The 16,294-nt window shown below is 70.3% G+C and carries 18 protein-coding genes and 1 riboswitch; of the genes, 9 read left to right on the top strand and 9 right to left on the bottom strand.

The window, feature by feature from the left end; translation table 11 throughout:
* Positions 1-46 precede the first annotated feature (46 nt).
* Entirely contained in the window at positions 47-991 is a 945-nt protein-coding gene (locus AB0I54_RS25150; protein WP_363298392.1) for a glucosyl-3-phosphoglycerate synthase, read from the bottom strand.
* 129 nt (positions 992-1,120) lie between these two features.
* Positions 1,121-1,262: riboswitch (SAM riboswitch) on the top strand.
* A gap of 17 nt (positions 1,263-1,279) precedes the next feature.
* Between AB0I54_RS25150 and thrC the strand changes: the two genes are divergently transcribed.
* The 4 genes from thrC to groL all read left to right on the top strand — a co-directional run bounded on the left by thrC (position 1,280) and on the right by groL (position 5,436).
* Complete coding sequence (gene thrC, locus AB0I54_RS25145; RefSeq protein WP_363298391.1) at positions 1,280-2,563, top strand: threonine synthase; 1,284 nt, start codon at positions 1,280-1,282, stop codon at positions 2,561-2,563.
* Complete coding sequence (locus AB0I54_RS25140) at positions 2,560-2,835, top strand: MoaD/ThiS family protein (RefSeq protein WP_363298390.1); 276 nt, start codon at positions 2,560-2,562, stop codon at positions 2,833-2,835. Before thrC ends, AB0I54_RS25140 begins: the two co-directional genes overlap by 4 nt.
* A 430-nt stretch (positions 2,836-3,265) precedes the next feature.
* Positions 3,266-3,472 (top strand): cold-shock protein, encoded by a 207-nt coding sequence (locus tag AB0I54_RS25135; protein WP_019057200.1) that lies wholly within the window; start codon positions 3,266-3,268, stop codon positions 3,470-3,472.
* A gap of 341 nt (positions 3,473-3,813) precedes the next feature.
* Positions 3,814-5,436: a chaperonin GroEL gene (gene groL, locus AB0I54_RS25130; protein WP_363298389.1), complete on the top strand. Its 1,623-nt coding sequence runs from the start codon at positions 3,814-3,816 to the stop codon at positions 5,434-5,436.
* Positions 5,437-5,463: 27 nt separating this feature from the next.
* Here groL and AB0I54_RS25125 read toward each other — a convergent pair whose 3' ends face one another.
* The 3 genes from AB0I54_RS25125 to AB0I54_RS25115 all read right to left on the bottom strand — a co-directional run bounded on the left by AB0I54_RS25125 (position 5,464) and on the right by AB0I54_RS25115 (position 7,080).
* Positions 5,464-5,772: a Uma2 family endonuclease gene (locus AB0I54_RS25125; protein WP_363298388.1), complete on the bottom strand. Its 309-nt coding sequence runs from the start codon at positions 5,770-5,772 to the stop codon at positions 5,464-5,466.
* Between the two features lie 281 nt (positions 5,773-6,053).
* A complete protein-coding gene (locus tag AB0I54_RS25120; RefSeq protein WP_363298387.1) occupies positions 6,054-6,257 on the bottom strand; it encodes a DUF397 domain-containing protein in 204 nt (67 codons plus the stop codon).
* Positions 6,241-7,080: a helix-turn-helix transcriptional regulator gene (locus AB0I54_RS25115; RefSeq protein ID WP_363298386.1), complete on the bottom strand. Its 840-nt coding sequence runs from the start codon at positions 7,078-7,080 to the stop codon at positions 6,241-6,243. The genes AB0I54_RS25120 and AB0I54_RS25115 overlap by 17 nt, the downstream gene beginning before the upstream one ends.
* Before the next feature lie 115 nt (positions 7,081-7,195).
* Here AB0I54_RS25115 and AB0I54_RS25110 point away from each other — a divergent pair, with 115 nt between their 5' ends.
* The 3 genes from AB0I54_RS25110 (at position 7,196) to AB0I54_RS25100 (ending at position 10,345) form a co-directional block, all read left to right on the top strand.
* Positions 7,196-7,426 (top strand): hypothetical protein, encoded by a 231-nt coding sequence (locus AB0I54_RS25110; RefSeq protein ID WP_363298385.1) that lies wholly within the window; start codon positions 7,196-7,198, stop codon positions 7,424-7,426.
* Between the two features lie 141 nt (positions 7,427-7,567).
* Positions 7,568-8,695, top strand: a complete 1,128-nt coding sequence (locus tag AB0I54_RS25105) for an NADH:flavin oxidoreductase (RefSeq protein ID WP_363298384.1) — start codon at positions 7,568-7,570, stop codon at positions 8,693-8,695.
* Between the two features lie 162 nt (positions 8,696-8,857).
* Complete coding sequence (locus AB0I54_RS25100) at positions 8,858-10,345, top strand: MFS transporter (RefSeq protein ID WP_363298383.1); 1,488 nt, start codon at positions 8,858-8,860, stop codon at positions 10,343-10,345.
* Between the two features lie 21 nt (positions 10,346-10,366).
* On the opposite strand, the gene AB0I54_RS25095 is transcribed toward AB0I54_RS25100, so the two are convergent.
* The 4 genes from AB0I54_RS25095 to AB0I54_RS25080 all read right to left on the bottom strand — a co-directional run bounded on the left by AB0I54_RS25095 (position 10,367) and on the right by AB0I54_RS25080 (position 14,489).
* Complete coding sequence (locus tag AB0I54_RS25095; RefSeq protein WP_363298382.1) at positions 10,367-10,936, bottom strand: hypothetical protein; 570 nt, start codon at positions 10,934-10,936, stop codon at positions 10,367-10,369.
* Between the two features lie 71 nt (positions 10,937-11,007).
* Entirely contained in the window at positions 11,008-12,468 is a 1,461-nt protein-coding gene (locus AB0I54_RS25090) for a PTS transporter subunit EIIC (RefSeq protein ID WP_363298381.1), read from the bottom strand.
* 16 nt (positions 12,469-12,484) lie between these two features.
* Positions 12,485-13,420, bottom strand: a complete 936-nt coding sequence (gene murQ, locus AB0I54_RS25085; RefSeq protein ID WP_363298380.1) for an N-acetylmuramic acid 6-phosphate etherase — start codon at positions 13,418-13,420, stop codon at positions 12,485-12,487.
* A gap of 136 nt (positions 13,421-13,556) precedes the next feature.
* A complete protein-coding gene (locus AB0I54_RS25080; protein ID WP_363298379.1) occupies positions 13,557-14,489 on the bottom strand; it encodes a MurR/RpiR family transcriptional regulator in 933 nt (310 codons plus the stop codon).
* A gap of 55 nt (positions 14,490-14,544) precedes the next feature.
* Between AB0I54_RS25080 and AB0I54_RS25075 the strand changes: the two genes are divergently transcribed.
* Complete coding sequence (locus AB0I54_RS25075; protein WP_363298378.1) at positions 14,545-14,928, top strand: hypothetical protein; 384 nt, start codon at positions 14,545-14,547, stop codon at positions 14,926-14,928.
* Positions 14,925-15,209, top strand: a complete 285-nt coding sequence (locus AB0I54_RS25070; protein WP_363298377.1) for a DUF4031 domain-containing protein — start codon at positions 14,925-14,927, stop codon at positions 15,207-15,209. Before AB0I54_RS25075 ends, AB0I54_RS25070 begins: the two co-directional genes overlap by 4 nt.
* Before the next feature lie 6 nt (positions 15,210-15,215).
* On the opposite strand, the gene AB0I54_RS25065 is transcribed toward AB0I54_RS25070, so the two are convergent.
* Positions 15,216-16,286 (bottom strand): GNAT family N-acetyltransferase, encoded by a 1,071-nt coding sequence (locus AB0I54_RS25065; RefSeq protein WP_363298376.1) that lies wholly within the window; start codon positions 16,284-16,286, stop codon positions 15,216-15,218.
* Positions 16,287-16,294 lie beyond the last annotated feature (8 nt).

Here is a 16,294-nt window from a genome sequence, read left to right as displayed (position 1 = left end):
TACGTTCCACCCTGCGAGGGGGCCGTATACAGCCGTTCTCCAGTGATCAGGCCACTTGGCGCGAGGCGTACTCCGCGATCTCCGCCATCGGCGGCCGCTCCTCCGTGTCCACCGAGTAGGTGCGCGGCTCGAAGCCGTCCTCGCCCCGCTCGAACTGGGTCAGGGAGGGCCGGACGAGGTGACCGCGGGCCAGCCTCAGCTGCGCCGTCCGGTAGACCGCCGCCGCCATCCGGCCCAGCGCCTGCCCGTCCTGGTGCCGGTGCTTGCGCACCCCCACGTCGACCTGCGCGAGGGCGTCCAGGCCCACCAGGTGCAGGGCGTCGACCAGCATGCCCAGCTCCACGCCGTAGCCGACGGGGAACGGGAGCTGTTCCAGCAGGGAGCGGCGGGCCGCGTACTCGCCGCCGAGCGGCTGCACGAAGCCGGCCAGCTGCGGCCAGTGCATGTTCAGCAGCGGGCGCGCCATCAGCTCGGTGACCCGGCCGCCCTGGCCCGTCGCCCCGCCCAGTGGGCGGTCGTACATCGCCTTGACCAGGTCGACCCCCGGGTCGGTCAGCAGCGGGCCGACGATCCCGGAGACGAAGTCGGAGGAGAACTCCCTCAGGTCGGCGTCGATGAAGCAGACGATGTCCCCGCTCGTGACCAGCAGGGAGCGCCACAGGACCTCCCCCTTGCCGGGAACGGCCGGAATGCGCGGCAGGATGTCGTCGCGGTGGACGACCCTGGCACCCGCGGCGGCGGCCACCGCGGAGGTGCGGTCGGTGGATCCCGAGTCGACGACGACGATCTCGTCGACGAGCGGGACCTGCTGCATGAGGTCGTGGCGGATCACGGCGACGATGTCACCGACCGTCTCCTCCTCGTTGAGCGCGGGCAGCACCACGGACACCGACTGACCCGTCCGCTGCTTGGCGGCGAGGATCTTGTGGAGGGGGCGATCGGTCATGGACCAGGAGCGGGTGGCCAGCCAGCGCTCGACTTCTTCCAGCACAGTCAGCGGCTCCTCACGTTGTCTCGCGGTTCGGACGACTATCTCAACTGTCCTGGCCTTCGGTTACAGTCTTGAACAACGCCGATGACCATCGCATGTCGAGGGTCGTGGGCGTTTACAACCACATACAGCTCATCCAGAGGGGCAGAGGGACACGGCCCGATGAAGCCCCGGCAACCCTCCAGTCGGTTCTCGTCCTCCAGCGAGGCTCCCGGCTAGGGAAGGTGCCAAATCCGTCTCACGGCGAGATGCGTCGTGAGGAAGATGAGGAGAAAGGGCCTCGCCTCCATGGCTGTGCAGACAGTTGCAAGCACCAGCAATCCCACAGTAGACCTCGGCCCGGCCGCAGCACTGAGCTGTCGCGAGTGCGGTCACCGGGTACCGCTCGGACCGGTGTTCGCCTGCGAGGAGTGTTTCGGTCCGCTCGAGATCGCGTACGACTTCTCGGCGTACGAAACCGAGGAACTCCGCAGGCGCATCGAGGCGGGCCCCGCGAACATCTGGCGCTACGCGCCGCTGCTGCCCGTCCCCGCGGACGTGGCCGACAAGCCGAACCTGAACCCGGGCTGGACCAAGCTCGTCAAGGCCGACAACCTGGCGCGCGAGCTGGGTGTGACCGGCGGTCTGTACGTGAAGGACGACTCCGGCAACCCGACGCACTCCTTCAAGGACCGCGTCGTCGCCCAGGCCCTGGAGGCCGCCCGCGCCTTCGGCTTCACCACCCTGTCCTGCTCCTCCACGGGCAACCTCGCCGGGGCCGTCGGCGCCGCGGCCGCCCGCGCCGGCCTCCGCTCCTGCGTGTTCATCCCGCACGACCTGGAGCAGGGCAAGGTCGTCATGGCCGCGATCTACGGCGGCAACCTCGTCGGCATCGAGGGCAACTACGACGACGTGAACCGCTTCTGCTCCGAGCTGATCGGCGACCCGGCCGGCGAGGGCTGGGGCTTCGTCAACGTCAACCTGCGGCCGTACTACGCGGAGGGCTCCAAGACCCTGGCGTACGAGATCTGCGAGCAGCTCGGCTGGCGGCTGCCCGACCAGATCGTGGTCCCCATCGCCTCCGGCTCCCAGCTCACCAAGGTCGACAAGGGTCTGCAGGAGCTGATCAAGCTCGGGCTTGTCGAGGACCGGCCCTACAAGATCTTCGGCGCCCAGGCCGAGGGCTGCTCGCCGGTGTCCGTGGCCTTCAAGGGCGGGCACGACGTGGTCCGCCCGCAGAAGCCGAACACCATCGCCAAGTCCCTGGCCATCGGCAACCCGGCCGACGGGCCGTACGTCCTCGACATCGCGCGCCGCACCGGCGGCGCGGTGGAGGATGTGACCGACGAGCAGGTCGTGGACGCCATCAAGCTGCTGGCGCGCACCGAGGGCATCTTCGCCGAGACGGCGGGCGGTGTGACGGTGGGCGTGACGCGGAAGCTCATCAAGGACGGCGTCCTCGACCCGACCAAGACCACCGTCGTCCTCAACACGGGCGACGGCCTCAAGACGCTTGACGCGGTGGCCGGCACGGGCCTGACCGCGACCATCCGCCCGAACCTTGACTCCTTCCGAGAGGCTGGCCTGGCATGAGTGTGACCGTCCGCATCCCCACCATCCTGCGCACCTACACGGGCGGCCAGGCCGAGGTGACGGCCGAGGGCGCGACCCTCGCCGAGGTCATCGAGAGCCTGGAGAAGAACCACACGGGGATCGCCGCCCGTGTCCTGGACGACCAGGGCAAGCTGCGCCGCTTCGTCAATGTGTACGTCAACGACGACGACGTCCGCTTCGAGCAGGGCCTTCAGACGGCGACCCCCGACGGCTCGGGTGTCTCCATCATCCCGGCGGTCGCCGGCGGCTGATCATTACCGTGGGTAACGGCAGTTACCGAGTGTTCATCTGATTGCCCCCTCCGTGAGAGAAGCGGAGGGGGCAATTCAGTGTGATTGAGCGCGGTACAGTTGGGGAACTCGCTCCCGATCTCCGGGTCGGAAGCCCTGGATTCATGCCGTAGGCCGACAAGAAGTAGCCAAAGTGTGTGGGCTTTCTGCGGCTTTTATACCTTTTGCAGGGCCCGACTTGCCCTGAATTCAGGCGAATTCTCGCCACATTCCGGACCGCGCACGTCCAGAATTCTCGTCCGATTGACCTGTTGCAGACGGCAGTTGGACAGATACATTCAGCCGCGGTCGACGCGTTCCGGCGCACGCCCCCAAGCCAATGGGGGGTGAGGTCTGACCCGGATCCGCGAGGTGTGGATCTGTGCAAGGGCCAGTAATAGGGGAGTTAGGCATGGCTCAGGGCACCGTCAAGTGGTTCAACGCGGAGAAGGGGTACGGCTTCATCGCGGTCGACGGTGGTGCGGATGTTTTCGTCCACTACAGCGCGATCCAGATGGACGGCTACCGCACCCTGGAAGAGGGACAGCGGGTCGACTTCGAGATCTCGCAGGGTCAGAAAGGCCCGCAGGCGGACATGGTCCGGCTGGCGACCAGCTGAAGCACGCGTCGACTGACACCGACGTTCTGTTCATCTTCGAAGGGCCCGTACCTCCCGGGGTACGGGCCCTTCGGTCTGCCCGCGACGCCCGTGCCGCCCGGCCCGCCCGGGCCCCGTGACGCCGCAGCCCACCTGCGTATCCTCCCGAGCCGCTTGCACTCGACAGGGGCGAGTGCTAATCATTGGCGTTAGCACTCTGAAGGTGAGAGTGACAAAAGAAGGACCGGGTCGGTGAGGCCGCGGAGCGGGTGGGGCAAGGAACCACCGGCCCGTGGGCCGTCCGTCGCGGGCGCGGGCGCGGTCCGAAGGAATCACCCCCAGTCCTGGAGGGACCACTTCACATGGCCAAGATCATCGCGTTCGACGAGGAGGCGCGGCGCGGCCTCGAGCGCGGCATGAACCAGCTCGCGGACGCCGTGAAGGTGACGCTCGGCCCCAAGGGCCGCAACGTCGTCCTCGAGAAGAAGTGGGGCGCCCCCACGATCACCAACGATGGTGTCTCCATCGCCAAGGAGATCGAGCTCGAGGACCCGTACGAGAAGATCGGCGCCGAGCTGGTCAAGGAAGTCGCCAAGAAGACGGACGACGTCGCCGGTGACGGTACGACCACCGCGACCGTGCTCGCCCAGGCCCTGGTCAAGGAGGGCCTGCGCAACGTAGCCGCCGGCGCCAACCCGATGGCCCTCAAGCGCGGTATCGAGAAGGCCGTCGAGGCCGTCTCCGCCGCCCTGCTGGAGCAGGCCAAGGACGTCGAGACCAAGGAGCAGATCGCCTCCACGGCCTCCATCTCCGCCGCCGACACCCAGATCGGCGAGCTCATCGCCGAGGCCATGGACAAGGTCGGCAAGGAAGGCGTCATCACCGTCGAGGAGTCCCAGACCTTTGGTCTGGAGCTGGAGCTCACCGAGGGTATGCGCTTCGACAAGGGCTACATCTCGGCGTACTTCGCCACCGACATGGAGCGGATGGAGGCGTCGCTCGACGACCCGTACATCCTCATCGCCAACTCCAAGATCGGCTCCGTCAAGGACCTGCTCCCGCTCCTGGAGAAGGTCATGCAGTCGGGCAAGCCGCTGCTGATCATCGCCGAGGACGTCGAGGGCGAGGCCCTGTCGACCCTGGTCGTCAACAAGATCCGCGGCACCTTCAAGTCCGTCGCCGTCAAGGCCCCGGGCTTCGGTGACCGCCGCAAGGCCATGCTCGGCGACATCGCCATCCTCACGGGCGGCGAGGTCATCTCCGAGGAGGTCGGCCTCAAGCTGGAGAACGCGACCCTGGACCTCCTGGGCCGCGCCCGCAAGGTCGTCATCACCAAGGACGAGACCACCATCGTCGACGGTGCCGGCTCCTCCGACCAGGTCAACGGCCGGGTCAACCAGATCCGCGCCGAGATCGAGAACAGCGACTCCGACTACGACCGCGAGAAGCTGCAGGAGCGCCTGGCGAAGCTCGCCGGCGGTGTCGCGGTCATCAAGGCCGGTGCCGCCACCGAGGTGGAGCTCAAGGAGCGCAAGCACCGCATCGAGGACGCCGTCCGCAACGCCAAGGCGGCCGTCGAGGAGGGCATCGTCGCCGGTGGTGGCGTGGCCCTGCTCCAGGCCTCCCAGGTGTTCGAGAAGCTGGAGCTGCAGGGTGACGAGGCGACCGGCGCCCAGGCCGTGAAGCTCGCGCTCGAGGCTCCGCTGAAGCAGATCGCCGTCAACGCCGGCCTCGAGGGCGGTGTCGTGGTGGAGAAGGTGCGCAACCTGACCCCGGGCCACGGCCTGAACGCCGCGACCGGCGAGTACGTCGACCTGGTCAAGGAAGGCATCATCGACCCGGCGAAGGTGACCCGTTCCGCGCTGCAGAACGCCGCCTCCATCGCCGCGCTGTTCCTCACCACCGAGGCCGTCATCGCCGACAAGCCGGAGAAGGCCGCCGCGGCCGCTCCGGGCGGCATGCCGGGCGGTGACATGGACTTCTGATCGACCGGTTCCGGTTGATCGCCTGTCCTACGGACCGAGGGCGGCTCTCCCAGCTTCTGGCTGGGGGTGCCGCCCTCGGGCGTTTCCAGTCGGCGCGACGGTGGCGCCCCAGGAGTGGGCCGGGGACTGTTGGTAGCGGCCGTCCTTGGGCTCGCTGTGTACGACGAGCGTGTTGTTGTCCCGGTCGATCAGCAGGTGGATGGGGATACCAGCTTCGGCGTAGCCGCGGACCTTGTCGATGCGGTCGCGTCGGTTGGTATCACGGGCCCCTTGCGGTAGGCGCCGACCTATGACGATGCTGGCCCGGCGTCCCGCCACGCAGCCCCCGCGCTCCATTGCCCACCATCCGCAAGCCGCTGAGCCAGCCCGGCGTGCTGGCGAGGCGCGGCCGCGCCCGCGAACCCCGGCCAGGCACGCAGCCGACGGTTGCCCGTGAACCCCGTCAAGCGGCCACCGTCTTTCCGGGCCACTCGCTTGCTTCTCACCCGTGCTGGAGCGGCCCTAGTCAAGGGTGGCCCGCAGGGCCATCGCCGAAGGCGACGCGGAGCGCCCTTTACTCGGGGCGTGGAAGCACGACACTGGCGAAGAAGCGGGCGGCCCCCACGGTCACTTGACGGCTAGGCGCGCTTCAGGTCCTCGACGAACGCCGACCATGCCTCGGCCCGGAACATGAGCTTCGGACCGAGGGGGGTCTTGGAGTCGCGGATGGGGATGAGCGTGGGGGAGTCGTGGGTGACTTCGAGGCAGTCGTTGCCGCCGGCGCTGTAGCTCGATTTGATCCATACGGCCGTGCCCAGGTCGTTGTCAAGGTTCTTCCTCATGGGCGTAATCCTGCGCCAACGCCTCGATCAGGGCCAGGGACTTCTCCTGCGATAGCGCGGAGGCCACGAGGAGGTCGTACACAAACCTCAGTTGGGCGACGGTAGCTGGGTCGTCCTCCATACGCCCGCTGCGCACCCCCTCGCAGTAGACCAGCGGAGGGGCGTCCGCGAACTCCATGAGCTTGAGGGAACCCTGCATCGCCGCATGCGCACCCACGTTGAACGGCAGCACCTGCATGATGATCCGGTTCCGGTGGGCCATACCGGCCACATGACGCAGGGCCTCCGCCATCACCGCCGGGCCGCCGATCTTCCGGTGCAGCGCCGCCTCGTCAAGCACCGTCCACAACACCGGCTTTGTTGGGTGGTCGAGCAGTCGAGCCCGCTCCATACGGCCCTCCACCCACTCCTCGATGGCCTCCTCCGACGCCATCGGGGCCCACGGTCGGTCCACGGCCCGTGCGTACGCAGGCGTCTGCAGGAGCCCCGGGATCAGGAGCGACGTGTACTGCCTGATCGCCGTGGCCTGTGCCTCCGCCTCCACCACTTCCTCGAAGGGCGGCTCGTACTTCGACTTGGCCGCCGCCCCACAGTTCCGCGCAAAGAAGCCGTCCGTCTCCAGCACTTCGTCCAGCATCCGTGCGAACTCCGGCTGCATCCGCCGCGTCCCCGCCTCCAGTTGCCCGATGAACGACCCGCTCACGAACAGCCGCTGGCCCAGCTGCTCCTGACTCAGCCCCCTCCGCTCCCGAGCGTGCCGTAACTCCGCACCCAGCAAAGCGCGCGGTGACGATGACGGATCGAGGTCCTTCGGTCCTGCCATGGCAACTCCCGGTCTGACAGCTGAGGTTGTTGGGACGCCGTATCTGGCCAGGTTAGGGCGCCTATGGCCACGCTGTGTGGTGAAGGCGAACACTCAGCGTGGAGGGATCGGCGCAATGGAGACGAGGGAGATCGGGACGTATGTCGTCGACGTACGGAGCGGGCGGATCGGCGAGGTCATGGCGCGCGTGGGAGGTCGTGTGCAGTTGCGGCCCGTCGGTGGTGGGCGGGAGTGGGACTGTCCGCCCGAGGAGTTGAGGGAGGCGGCGCCGGACGAGGTGCTGCGGGAGCGGGTGCGGCGGCTGAATCGGGACGCCCGATCAGGCCCGGCGGCCGGCCTGCCCTGACGTGCGGGTGTGTCCGGGATCACGTGGCGGGTCGGCTCTAAACGGAATGCGGGCACTCGGGCAGTGGGTTCCTTAAGAGGGTGCAACAATGCGCGTGCACATACCAGCTGGTCGACCGAGTTACTCCCGAGGAGCCCCCACGTGACCGACACGACGCCTCCCGCTTCCCGCGCGGCTCAGATCCTCTCCCGCCCGATCACCCTCAACGGACTCACCGTTCCCAACCGGATCGTGATGGCGCCGATGACCCGCATGTTCTCCCCGGGCGGCATCCCCGGTGAGGACGTGCTGTCGTACTACGCGCGCCGCGCCGCCGCCGGTGTCGGGCTCATCGTCACCGAGGGCACCTACGTCGGGCACGAGTCGGCCGGGCAGAGCGACCGCGTGCCCCGGTTCCACGGTGAGGAGCAGCTGGCCGGCTGGGCGAAGGTCGCCGAGGCGGTGCACGCGGCGGGCGGCACGATCGTGCCCCAGCTGTGGCACATCGGCATGGTCCGCCAGCAGGGCCAGCCGCCCTACGCCGACGCTCCCGCGATCGGCCCGTCCGGCCTGGTCACCGAGGGTGCCGAGCCCACCGGCAAGTCCATGACCGCGCAGGACCTGGACGACGTCGTCGCCGCGTTCGCCCAGGCCGCTGCCGACGCCGAGCGGATCGGTTTCGACGGCGTCGAACTCCACGGCGCCCACGGCTACCTCGTGGACCAGTTCCTGTGGGCCGGCACCAACCGCCGCACCGACGCCTACGGCGGCGACCCGGTGGCCCGTACCAAGTTCGCGGCGGAGATCGTCGCCGCGGTCCGCGAGGCCGTCTCCCCCGAGTTCCCCGTCCTCTTCCGCTACTCGCAGTGGAAGCAGCAGGACTACGGCGCCCGCCTCGCCGAGACCCCCGACGAGCTGGAGGCGATCCTCGCCCCGCTGGCCGCCGCCGGCGTCGACGTCTTCCACGCCTCCACCCGCCGCTACTGGCTCCCCGAGTTCGACGGCTTCGACCTGAACCTCGCGGGCTGGACGAAGAAGCTCACCGGCAAGCAGGTCATCAGCGTCGGCTCGGTCGGCCTCGACGGCGACTTCGTCAACGCCTTCCAGGGCGAGGGCTCCCCGGTCAAGGGCATCGACAACCTGCTTGACCGCCTGGAGGCCGACGAGTTCGACATGGTCGCCGTCGGCCGCGCGCTGCTCCAGGACCCGGAGTGGGCGGCGAAGGTGCTCGCGAACCGCTTCGACGAGCTGAAGCCGTACGACGCGGCCTCGCTGAAGACGCTCAGCTGAGCCCAGGCCCGGGGCCAGGGACTTGCCCTGGCCCCGGACCCACCCTTGCCGGACGGGTCGATCGCACGGGCTCATCTCGGGGAGATTTAACTTGCTTAAGTCAATCAATCGGAATACGGTTGCGTAAGTCAAGCATCATCCGTTCCCGAGAGAGGCCCTGCCATGCCCGAAGCCCCTGCCCGGCCCGTCGACGCCGGGGGTGCCGCCCCGCCGAGGTCGAACGTCGTGGTGGCGGTGCTGGCCCTCGCCGGAATCGTCGTCTCACTGATGCAGACCCTGGTGATCCCGATCGTCCCGAAGCTGCCGGGCTATCTGCACGCCTCCGCGTCGAACGCGGCCTGGGCCGTGACGGCGACCCTCCTCGCCGCGGCCGTGGCCACCCCCGTCGTCGGCCGCCTCGGCGACATGCTCGGCAAGCGGCGCCTGCTGCTGGTCAGCCTGGTGCTGCTGGTGTTCGGCTCCGTGGTCTGCGCGCTCAGCGACTCACTGACCCCGATGATCGTCGGCCGTACGCTCCAGGGCCTGGCCGCGGCCGTGGTCCCGCTCGGCATCAGCATCATGCGCGACGAACTCCCGCCTCAGCGGCTCGCGGGCGCGACCGCCCTGATGAGCGCCTCCCTCGGCGTCGGCGGCGCCCTCGGACTGCCCGCCGCGGCCTTCATCGCCGACCACTTCGACTGGCACGTCCTGTTCTGGACCTCCGCCTCCCTCGGTGTCGTGGCCCTCGCCCTCGTCCTGAGGCTGATTCCGGAGTCCCGGGTGCGCACGGGCGGCCGCTTCGACATCGTCGGCGCGCTCGGTCTCTCCGTCGTGCTCGTCTCCCTGCTCCTCGCCATCTCCAAGGGCGCCGACTGGGGCTGGACCGACCCGCTGACCATGACCCTGTTCGCCGCCGCGGTCGTCGTACTGCTGGTCTGGGGCCGCTGGGAGCTGCGCACGGCCCGGCCGCTGGTCGACCTGCGCACCACGGCCCGTCGGCAGGTGCTGTTCACCAACCTCGCCTCGATCGCCTTCGGCTTCTCGATGTTCGCGATGTCGCTGGTCCTCCCGCAGCTGCTCCAGCTGCCCACGCAGACCGGCTACGGCCTCGGCCGCTCCATGCTCACCGTCGGACTCGTCATGGCCCCCCAGGGCCTGGTGATGATGGCGATGGCCCCGGTGTCGGCGGCGATCACCAGGACCAAGGGCCCGAAGATCACCCTGATGATCGGCGCGGTGATCGTGGCGGCCGGCTACGCCCTCAACATCGTGCTCATGTCCGACGTGTGGCACCTGGTCCTGGTGTCGTGCATCATCGGCGCGGGCGTCGGCTTCGCCTACGGCGCGATGCCCGCCCTGATCATGGGCGCGGTCCCGGCGTCGGAGACGGCCGCCGCGAACTCCCTCAACACCCTGATGCGCTCCATCGGCACCTCGGTGGCCAGCGCGGCCGCGGGCGTGATCCTCGCCCAGATGACGATCGACCTGGGCAGCCACGCCCTCCCGTCCGAGAACGCCTTCAAGGTCGTCATGGCCCTCGGCGCGGGCGCCGCGGCGCTGGCCTTCCTCCTCGCCTCCTTCCTGCCGGGCCGGCGGTCCGCGGCGGCGGAGAAAGCGGCTGTGGGGGAGGAGATGGGGGACGCGGTGGAGGCCGCCGGGGCGAAGGCGTAACCGGGTACGAGCACTCGTGCCCTAAAGGTTGCCCATGGGCTCGATGTCGACCTGTACCGGCGTGCCCCAGATCCGCAGCACCTCGTAGTCCGTGAACTCGTGCACGAGCCGGTACGCCATGGCGGGCCGCGAGCCGCGCCGCTGGGCGGCGAGATACTGCTCGGCCTCGCGGCGGTCCCGTCGCGGCGTACCGCACAACTGCCACTCCCGCCCGTTCCACAGCTCCGGCAGCCAGCGCTGCTGGGGCTGTGGGCGGTCGGAGCGGACGCCGTAGCGGGAGGGGGCCGGGGAGACGGGGTCGGACTGCGGGCGGCTGCCGTGCAACTCGGAGCGGCGAGCGGCCCGCCGCCGTGTCTCGCACAGCAGACACAGATCCGGCGCGCTCTCGTCCACGGGCCCGTTCGGATGCTCGGGACACCGTGTGGTGACCGCGCCCGTGGTCACGCTCTCGTCCAGCAGGTCAAGGGCCCTGCGCAGATCGGCCTTCACCTCGTGCAGCCGCGCGTCCGGGGTGTCGGCGGTCAGCGCTTCCCCGTGCTCGCCGACCAGCCGCAGGGCCCGGCCCAGGGCGGTCAGTTGGGCGTGGTTCATGAGCGCTCCCGTCTTCCGGCGGCGCGGCGGTACGCCTTCGAGTACGCCCTCAGTATGGGTCCGCCAACGGATCAGTGTGGATCCGCCAAGGGATCCGTCAGCGGATCCGCCGAGCGATCCGCCTTGTGCGCGGCCGCGGCCTCATGCGGCTCGTCCGGGTCTCCGCCGCCTGGCCTGACCACCGCGTACGTCGCCAGGAAGCCGACGACGTAACCGGTCAGCAGGCCTCCGCCGTAGATCGCCGCCGTCAGTGCCGGGCTCCTGTTGCCCGCCAGCAACGGGAACAGGGCCCAGCCCGACGGCCCGATCGCCGTCGCTCCCACCTTGTCCCCGAGCATCGCGAAGAACCCGACGAACGCCCCGCCCGCCGCCCCGCCCGCACAGGCCGTCAGAAACGGCCGGCCGAGCGGCAGGGACACCCCGTAGATGAGCGGTTCGCCCACGCCCAGCAGCCCGGCCGGGAGCGCCGACTTGATCGTCGTACGGATGGAGACGTCGTGGCGCAGACGGACGTACACCGCCATCGCCGCACCCACCTGGCCTGCGCCCGCCATGGCCAGCAGGGGCAGCAGGACCGTGTAGCCCTGCTGCTGGATGAGGGTGGTGTGGATGGGGATCAGGGCCTGGTGCAGGCCCAGCATCACCAGGGGCAGGAACAGCCCGCCCAGGACCAGCCCGGCGAACGCGCCCGTCGTCGCCAGCAGCCGGTCCGCCGCCGTGCCGATGGCCGTCGAGACCACCCCGGCCGCGTACATGAGGCCGTACAGCGTCGCCAGGGCCGACACCAGGACCGTCACCGTCGGCGTCAGCAGGACGTCCAGCGCGCCCGGCACCCGGCTCCGGCACCACCGCTCCACATACGTCCCCAGCAGCGCCGCCGCCAGCGCGCCCAGCACCCCGCCCTGCCCGGGCGCCAGATGCATGCCGAACACCGTCACCTTGGCCACGCCCGGATAGACGGTCACCGCCGCGACCGCCCCGCCCAGCACCGGCGTGCCGCCGAACTCCTTCGCCGTGCCGTACCCGACGAACACCGCGATCAGCGCCATGAAGGCGGAGGCGGTCGCGGCCAGGGCGGGGGTCAGGCCCGGCAGCCAACCGGCGTTGACCAGCAGCCCGTTGACGCCGGCCAGGATTCCGCAGCCGATCAGCGCGGGGATCAGCGGGACGAACACGTTGGCGATGCGGCGCAGGGCGGTCTTGACGGGGGTCGCGTTGCGCCGCCGCTGCGCCGCCCGCAACTCGGCGCCCTTGGAGGCGAGCCTGTCGGCCGCGGTCGGCGCCACCAGCGCATCCACCTCGGCCGTGACCTCCGCCACCACCCCGGGCCCCAGCACCACCTGGTACGAGCCTCCGTCCACGACCACCCCGAGCACCCCGGGCACCGCCCGCAGCGCCTCCCCGTCGACGGCCGACGGGTCGGCGACGCCGAGCCGCAGCCGGGTCATGCAGTGGGCGACGGAGATGACGTTCGCGGGGCCGCCCACCAGGGGCAGGATCGCGGCGGCGGTGGAGGCGGGGTCGTTGCGCACCCACCGAGCGTGCGCGTCAGCGCCCCGCGTCCGCCAGCGCGGCACGCAGATGGCCGCCGGACTCCTCCAGAAGGCGGGCGGCCGTCGGGCCGTCGACACCGGCCAGGATGGTCAGGATGGCGTTCTTCACCTCGCCGCCCGACTCCGACAGCGCCTTCTCGATCTCCTCGTCCGGTGCGCCCGTGGCCAGGGCGACGATACGGCGGGAGCGGGCCCGGAGCTTGTCGTTCGAGGCACGCACGTCGACCATCAGGTTCCCGAACGTCTTGCCCAGACGGACCATCGTGATCGTCGACAGCATGTTGAGGACCAGCTTCTGGGCCGTACCGGCTTTCAGCCGGGTGGAGCCGGTGATCAGCTCCGGCCCGACGACGACCTCGATGCCGTGCTCGGCGGCCGCCGCCAGCGCGCTGTCCCTGTTGCAGGCCAGCCCCACGGTCAGGGCACCCAGCGCGCGGGCGTGTTCGACGGCGCCGATCGCGTACGGGGTCCGGCCGGAGGCGGAGATCCCGACCACCGTGTCGTCGGGCGTCAGCACCAGCGCGTCGAGATCCCTGCGGGCCAGCTCCTTCGAGTCCTCGGCGCCTTCGACGGACGTGACCATCGCCTCCGGCCCGCCCGCGATCAGACCGACGACCTCAGAGGGCTCGGTGTTGAAGGTCGGCGGGCACTCGGAGGCGTCCAGCACGCCGAGCCGTCCGGCGGTACCCGCGCCGGCATAGACCAGCCGGCCGCCCCGGGACATGCGCGAGGCGATGGCGTCGATGGCACCGGCGATCTGCGGCAGACACTCGGCGACGGCACCGGGGACACCCGAGTCCTCGCCGTTCATCAGCCGAGCGATCTCAAGGGTGGACAACCGGTCGATACCGGCGAGTTCGGGACGGAAGGCCTCGGTGGTCAGGGCATCCAGCTCGGCACGGAGGTCACGGGGGTCGGACGCAGCAGTCATGGGGGGCGGCTCTTTTCAGTGCTGGTCAGTGCAGTAGCCAGGGGCGCGGGGCTGTGACATTTGCGGCTCCGCCGCGGGGCGCGACCAGCCACACCCGGCCCGCGCGTCCCCACAACGATCAAGTCCTACGGTCCATCTATCGCGGCGAACTCCGATGCCGATGAGCCAACGCCTCGTACGAAGCGGCCAGCGCCGGCGCGGCCGACTCGTACGTCCGTTGCGCAACACCCACGAACAGACAGTCGACCACCAGCAGCTGACCGGTCCGCGAGGACATCGCCGCCGGCCGCAGCTCACTCTCCCGGGCGGTCGACGTCGTCAGCACATGGTCCGCGTACTGAGTCACCGACGAATCCGGCCGTCCCGTGATCGCGACGGTGGTCGCCCCGTGCTCGAACGCCACCCGCAGCGGCTCTATGACGTCCCCCGTCGAGCCCGAGTGCGTGATCGCGATCGCCACGTCCCCGGCCCGCAGTTGGACCGCGTTGGTCACGGCGAGATGCGGATCGCTGTGCGCGTGGGCTATGAGCCCTATCCGCAGCAGCTTCTGGGTCAGGTCCTGGGCGACCAGCCCCGACGCGCCTATGCCGTACACATCGGTGCGCCGCGCCCCGGCCAGCGCGGTCACGGCCGCGCCCAGTTGCGCGGTGTCGAGGCCGGCGGCCGTGTCGGCGAGGGTCTGCTGCTCGTCGTAGGCGAGCTTGGCGACGACGTCCGCGATCGGGTCGTCGACCGCGATGTCGGTCGTGATGGCGGGCGCGCGGCCGGACTGCTGCTGCGCGGCGAGGCCGGCCAGGGCGAGGCGCAGGTCGCGGTAGCCCGGATAGCCCAGCAGACGAGCCGTTCGGACGACCGTCGCCTCACTGGTGCCGGTGAGTTCGGCCAGACCGGTGACCGTGAGGGCGGCACAGCCTGCCGGATCGCTCGCGACCGCCTCGGCGACGCGCTGCATGGAGCGGGTCATGGAGGGGCCGAGCGTGCGCACCTTGGCGGCGAGGGCGGCCGGGGCCGGCGGTGTGCTGCCGGGCCTTCCCGGGCTGCCGAAAATTTCCTTCACGTCCTGGGTCACATATGAAAGATATTTTCGGCTCGGTGTCGGGGTCAAGACCGCGCACAATGGGACCATGGACCCCGTAAGCCCTCTGGAACAGGCGTTGCACGCGGCCCGCGCCCTGGTGCTCGCCGATCTGGTCGCGGGCGAGGTCGCCGAGGCGGACGTCGTCTCCCTGGTCGAGGACTCCGTAGTACAGCGCCGCTGGTGGGTCGAACAGTGGCCGGACGGTGCGGGCTATCTGGCCGGGCTGGTGGCGCAGGACGTGCAGGACGCGCTGCTGGACCGGTACGGCCGCTGGCCGCTGTGCCCCGTCTGCGTTTCCGGCGACCCGCACGCGCTGGACGTCGAGCCGGAACTCGGGCCCGATCCGCACTGGGTGTGCCACCAGGCGGGGGTGAAGGTCGCGGCGGTCGGGTCGCTGGCGCGGGCGACCGGCGGGGCGACCTCCTCGTGACGCTGTACATCGACCCGCCGACCTGGCCGGGACACGGGCGCCTGTGGTCGCACCTCGTGAGCGACGTGTCGTACGAGGAACTGCATCTGTTCGCCGCGGAACTGGGCCTGCCCCGGCGGGCCTTCGAGCGCGATCACTACGACCTTCCGTCGCACCGGTACGCGGACGCGGTGGCCGCCGGGGCCGTTCAGGTGGACAGCCGTGAGGTGGTGCGGCTGCTGCACGCCTCCGGGCTGCGCAGACGCAAGCGGCGGGCCCGTGACATCGGGCGGGCCCGGTAACCGCCCCTACGCGCGCCGCAGTTCGTAGGCCAGCTCCTCCTCGCCCTCGCCCACCTGCTTGAACCCGGCCCGGGTGACCACGCCCTGGGAGGCGGTGTTGTCCCGGTCGACGGTCGCGAACAGCGTGCGTACGTCGTCCCGGGCCAGCGCCCACTGGGACAGCGCGCGCAGCGCCTCGGTGGCGTAGCCCTGGCCGCGGGCGCCCTCGACGAGGTCGTAGCCGATCTCCACCCGGCCGTCCTCGTCCGGGGCGCCGTGGAAGCCCATGCCGCCGATCGCGCGGCCGTCCTCCCGTCGTACGAGGACGAACAGCCCGAACTCCGGCCGGTGCACGCCCGCCTCGTAGGCCTTGACCATCATCCCGGCGGCATCCCGCGTGCCCTCGTACGGGCCGCCCTCGATCCAGTCGAAGCCGCCGTCGCCGCCGAGGCGCAGGTCGCGGGCGGCGGCCGGGCGGACGCCGGTCAGGGTCAGGCGCCCGGCCGGGACGACGAGGTTGTTGCGCCAGCGCCACTCGGTGACCGGGGCGCGGCCGGGCAGCTCACCGCGGCCGGTCGCCCACAGCAGCGTGGGCCAGGCGGCCGGGCCGGGCTGGACGTGCGGGAAGATCCAGGTCAGTACGGACTCGGCCAGTTCCTCGGAGGGCTCGTAGGGGATGCCCAGTCCCTCGGCCATGTCGTGCGTGTGCAGCAGTACTTCGGCGATCCCCATCGCGGCGAAGCCCTCGCGGTCCGCGCTGCGGAAGGGATGGGGGTGCCAGGCGCGCACGTCGGGCGGGGTGGCGCGGAGCGTGGCGGCGAGCAGGGCGCCGGTCGTCTCGATCACATGCAGCAGGCCCGCGTTGTCGGTGCCCTCGTCGAGGGTGATCTCGAAGGGGATATAGGAGTCCTGGGCGCGCCCCGCCAGCTGGCCGGCGTACGCGATCAGGTCCGAGGCGACGTGGAGCGCCGTCCTGTGGCAACTCCACTCCAGCCGACCGGCCTTCACCCCCGTCCAGTCCCGGTCCGCCGTCGTCCGCAGCGCCGCCGTACAGCCCGCGACGGCCTCTTGCACCTGTTCCCCGTCCAATGCACGCATGGGCCGCA

The sequence above is a fragment of the Streptomyces sp. NPDC050625 genome, assembly GCF_040654755.1.
Taxonomy (GTDB): domain Bacteria; phylum Actinomycetota; class Actinomycetes; order Streptomycetales; family Streptomycetaceae; genus Streptomyces.
This window is presented reverse-complemented; position numbering and strand designations above follow the sequence as displayed.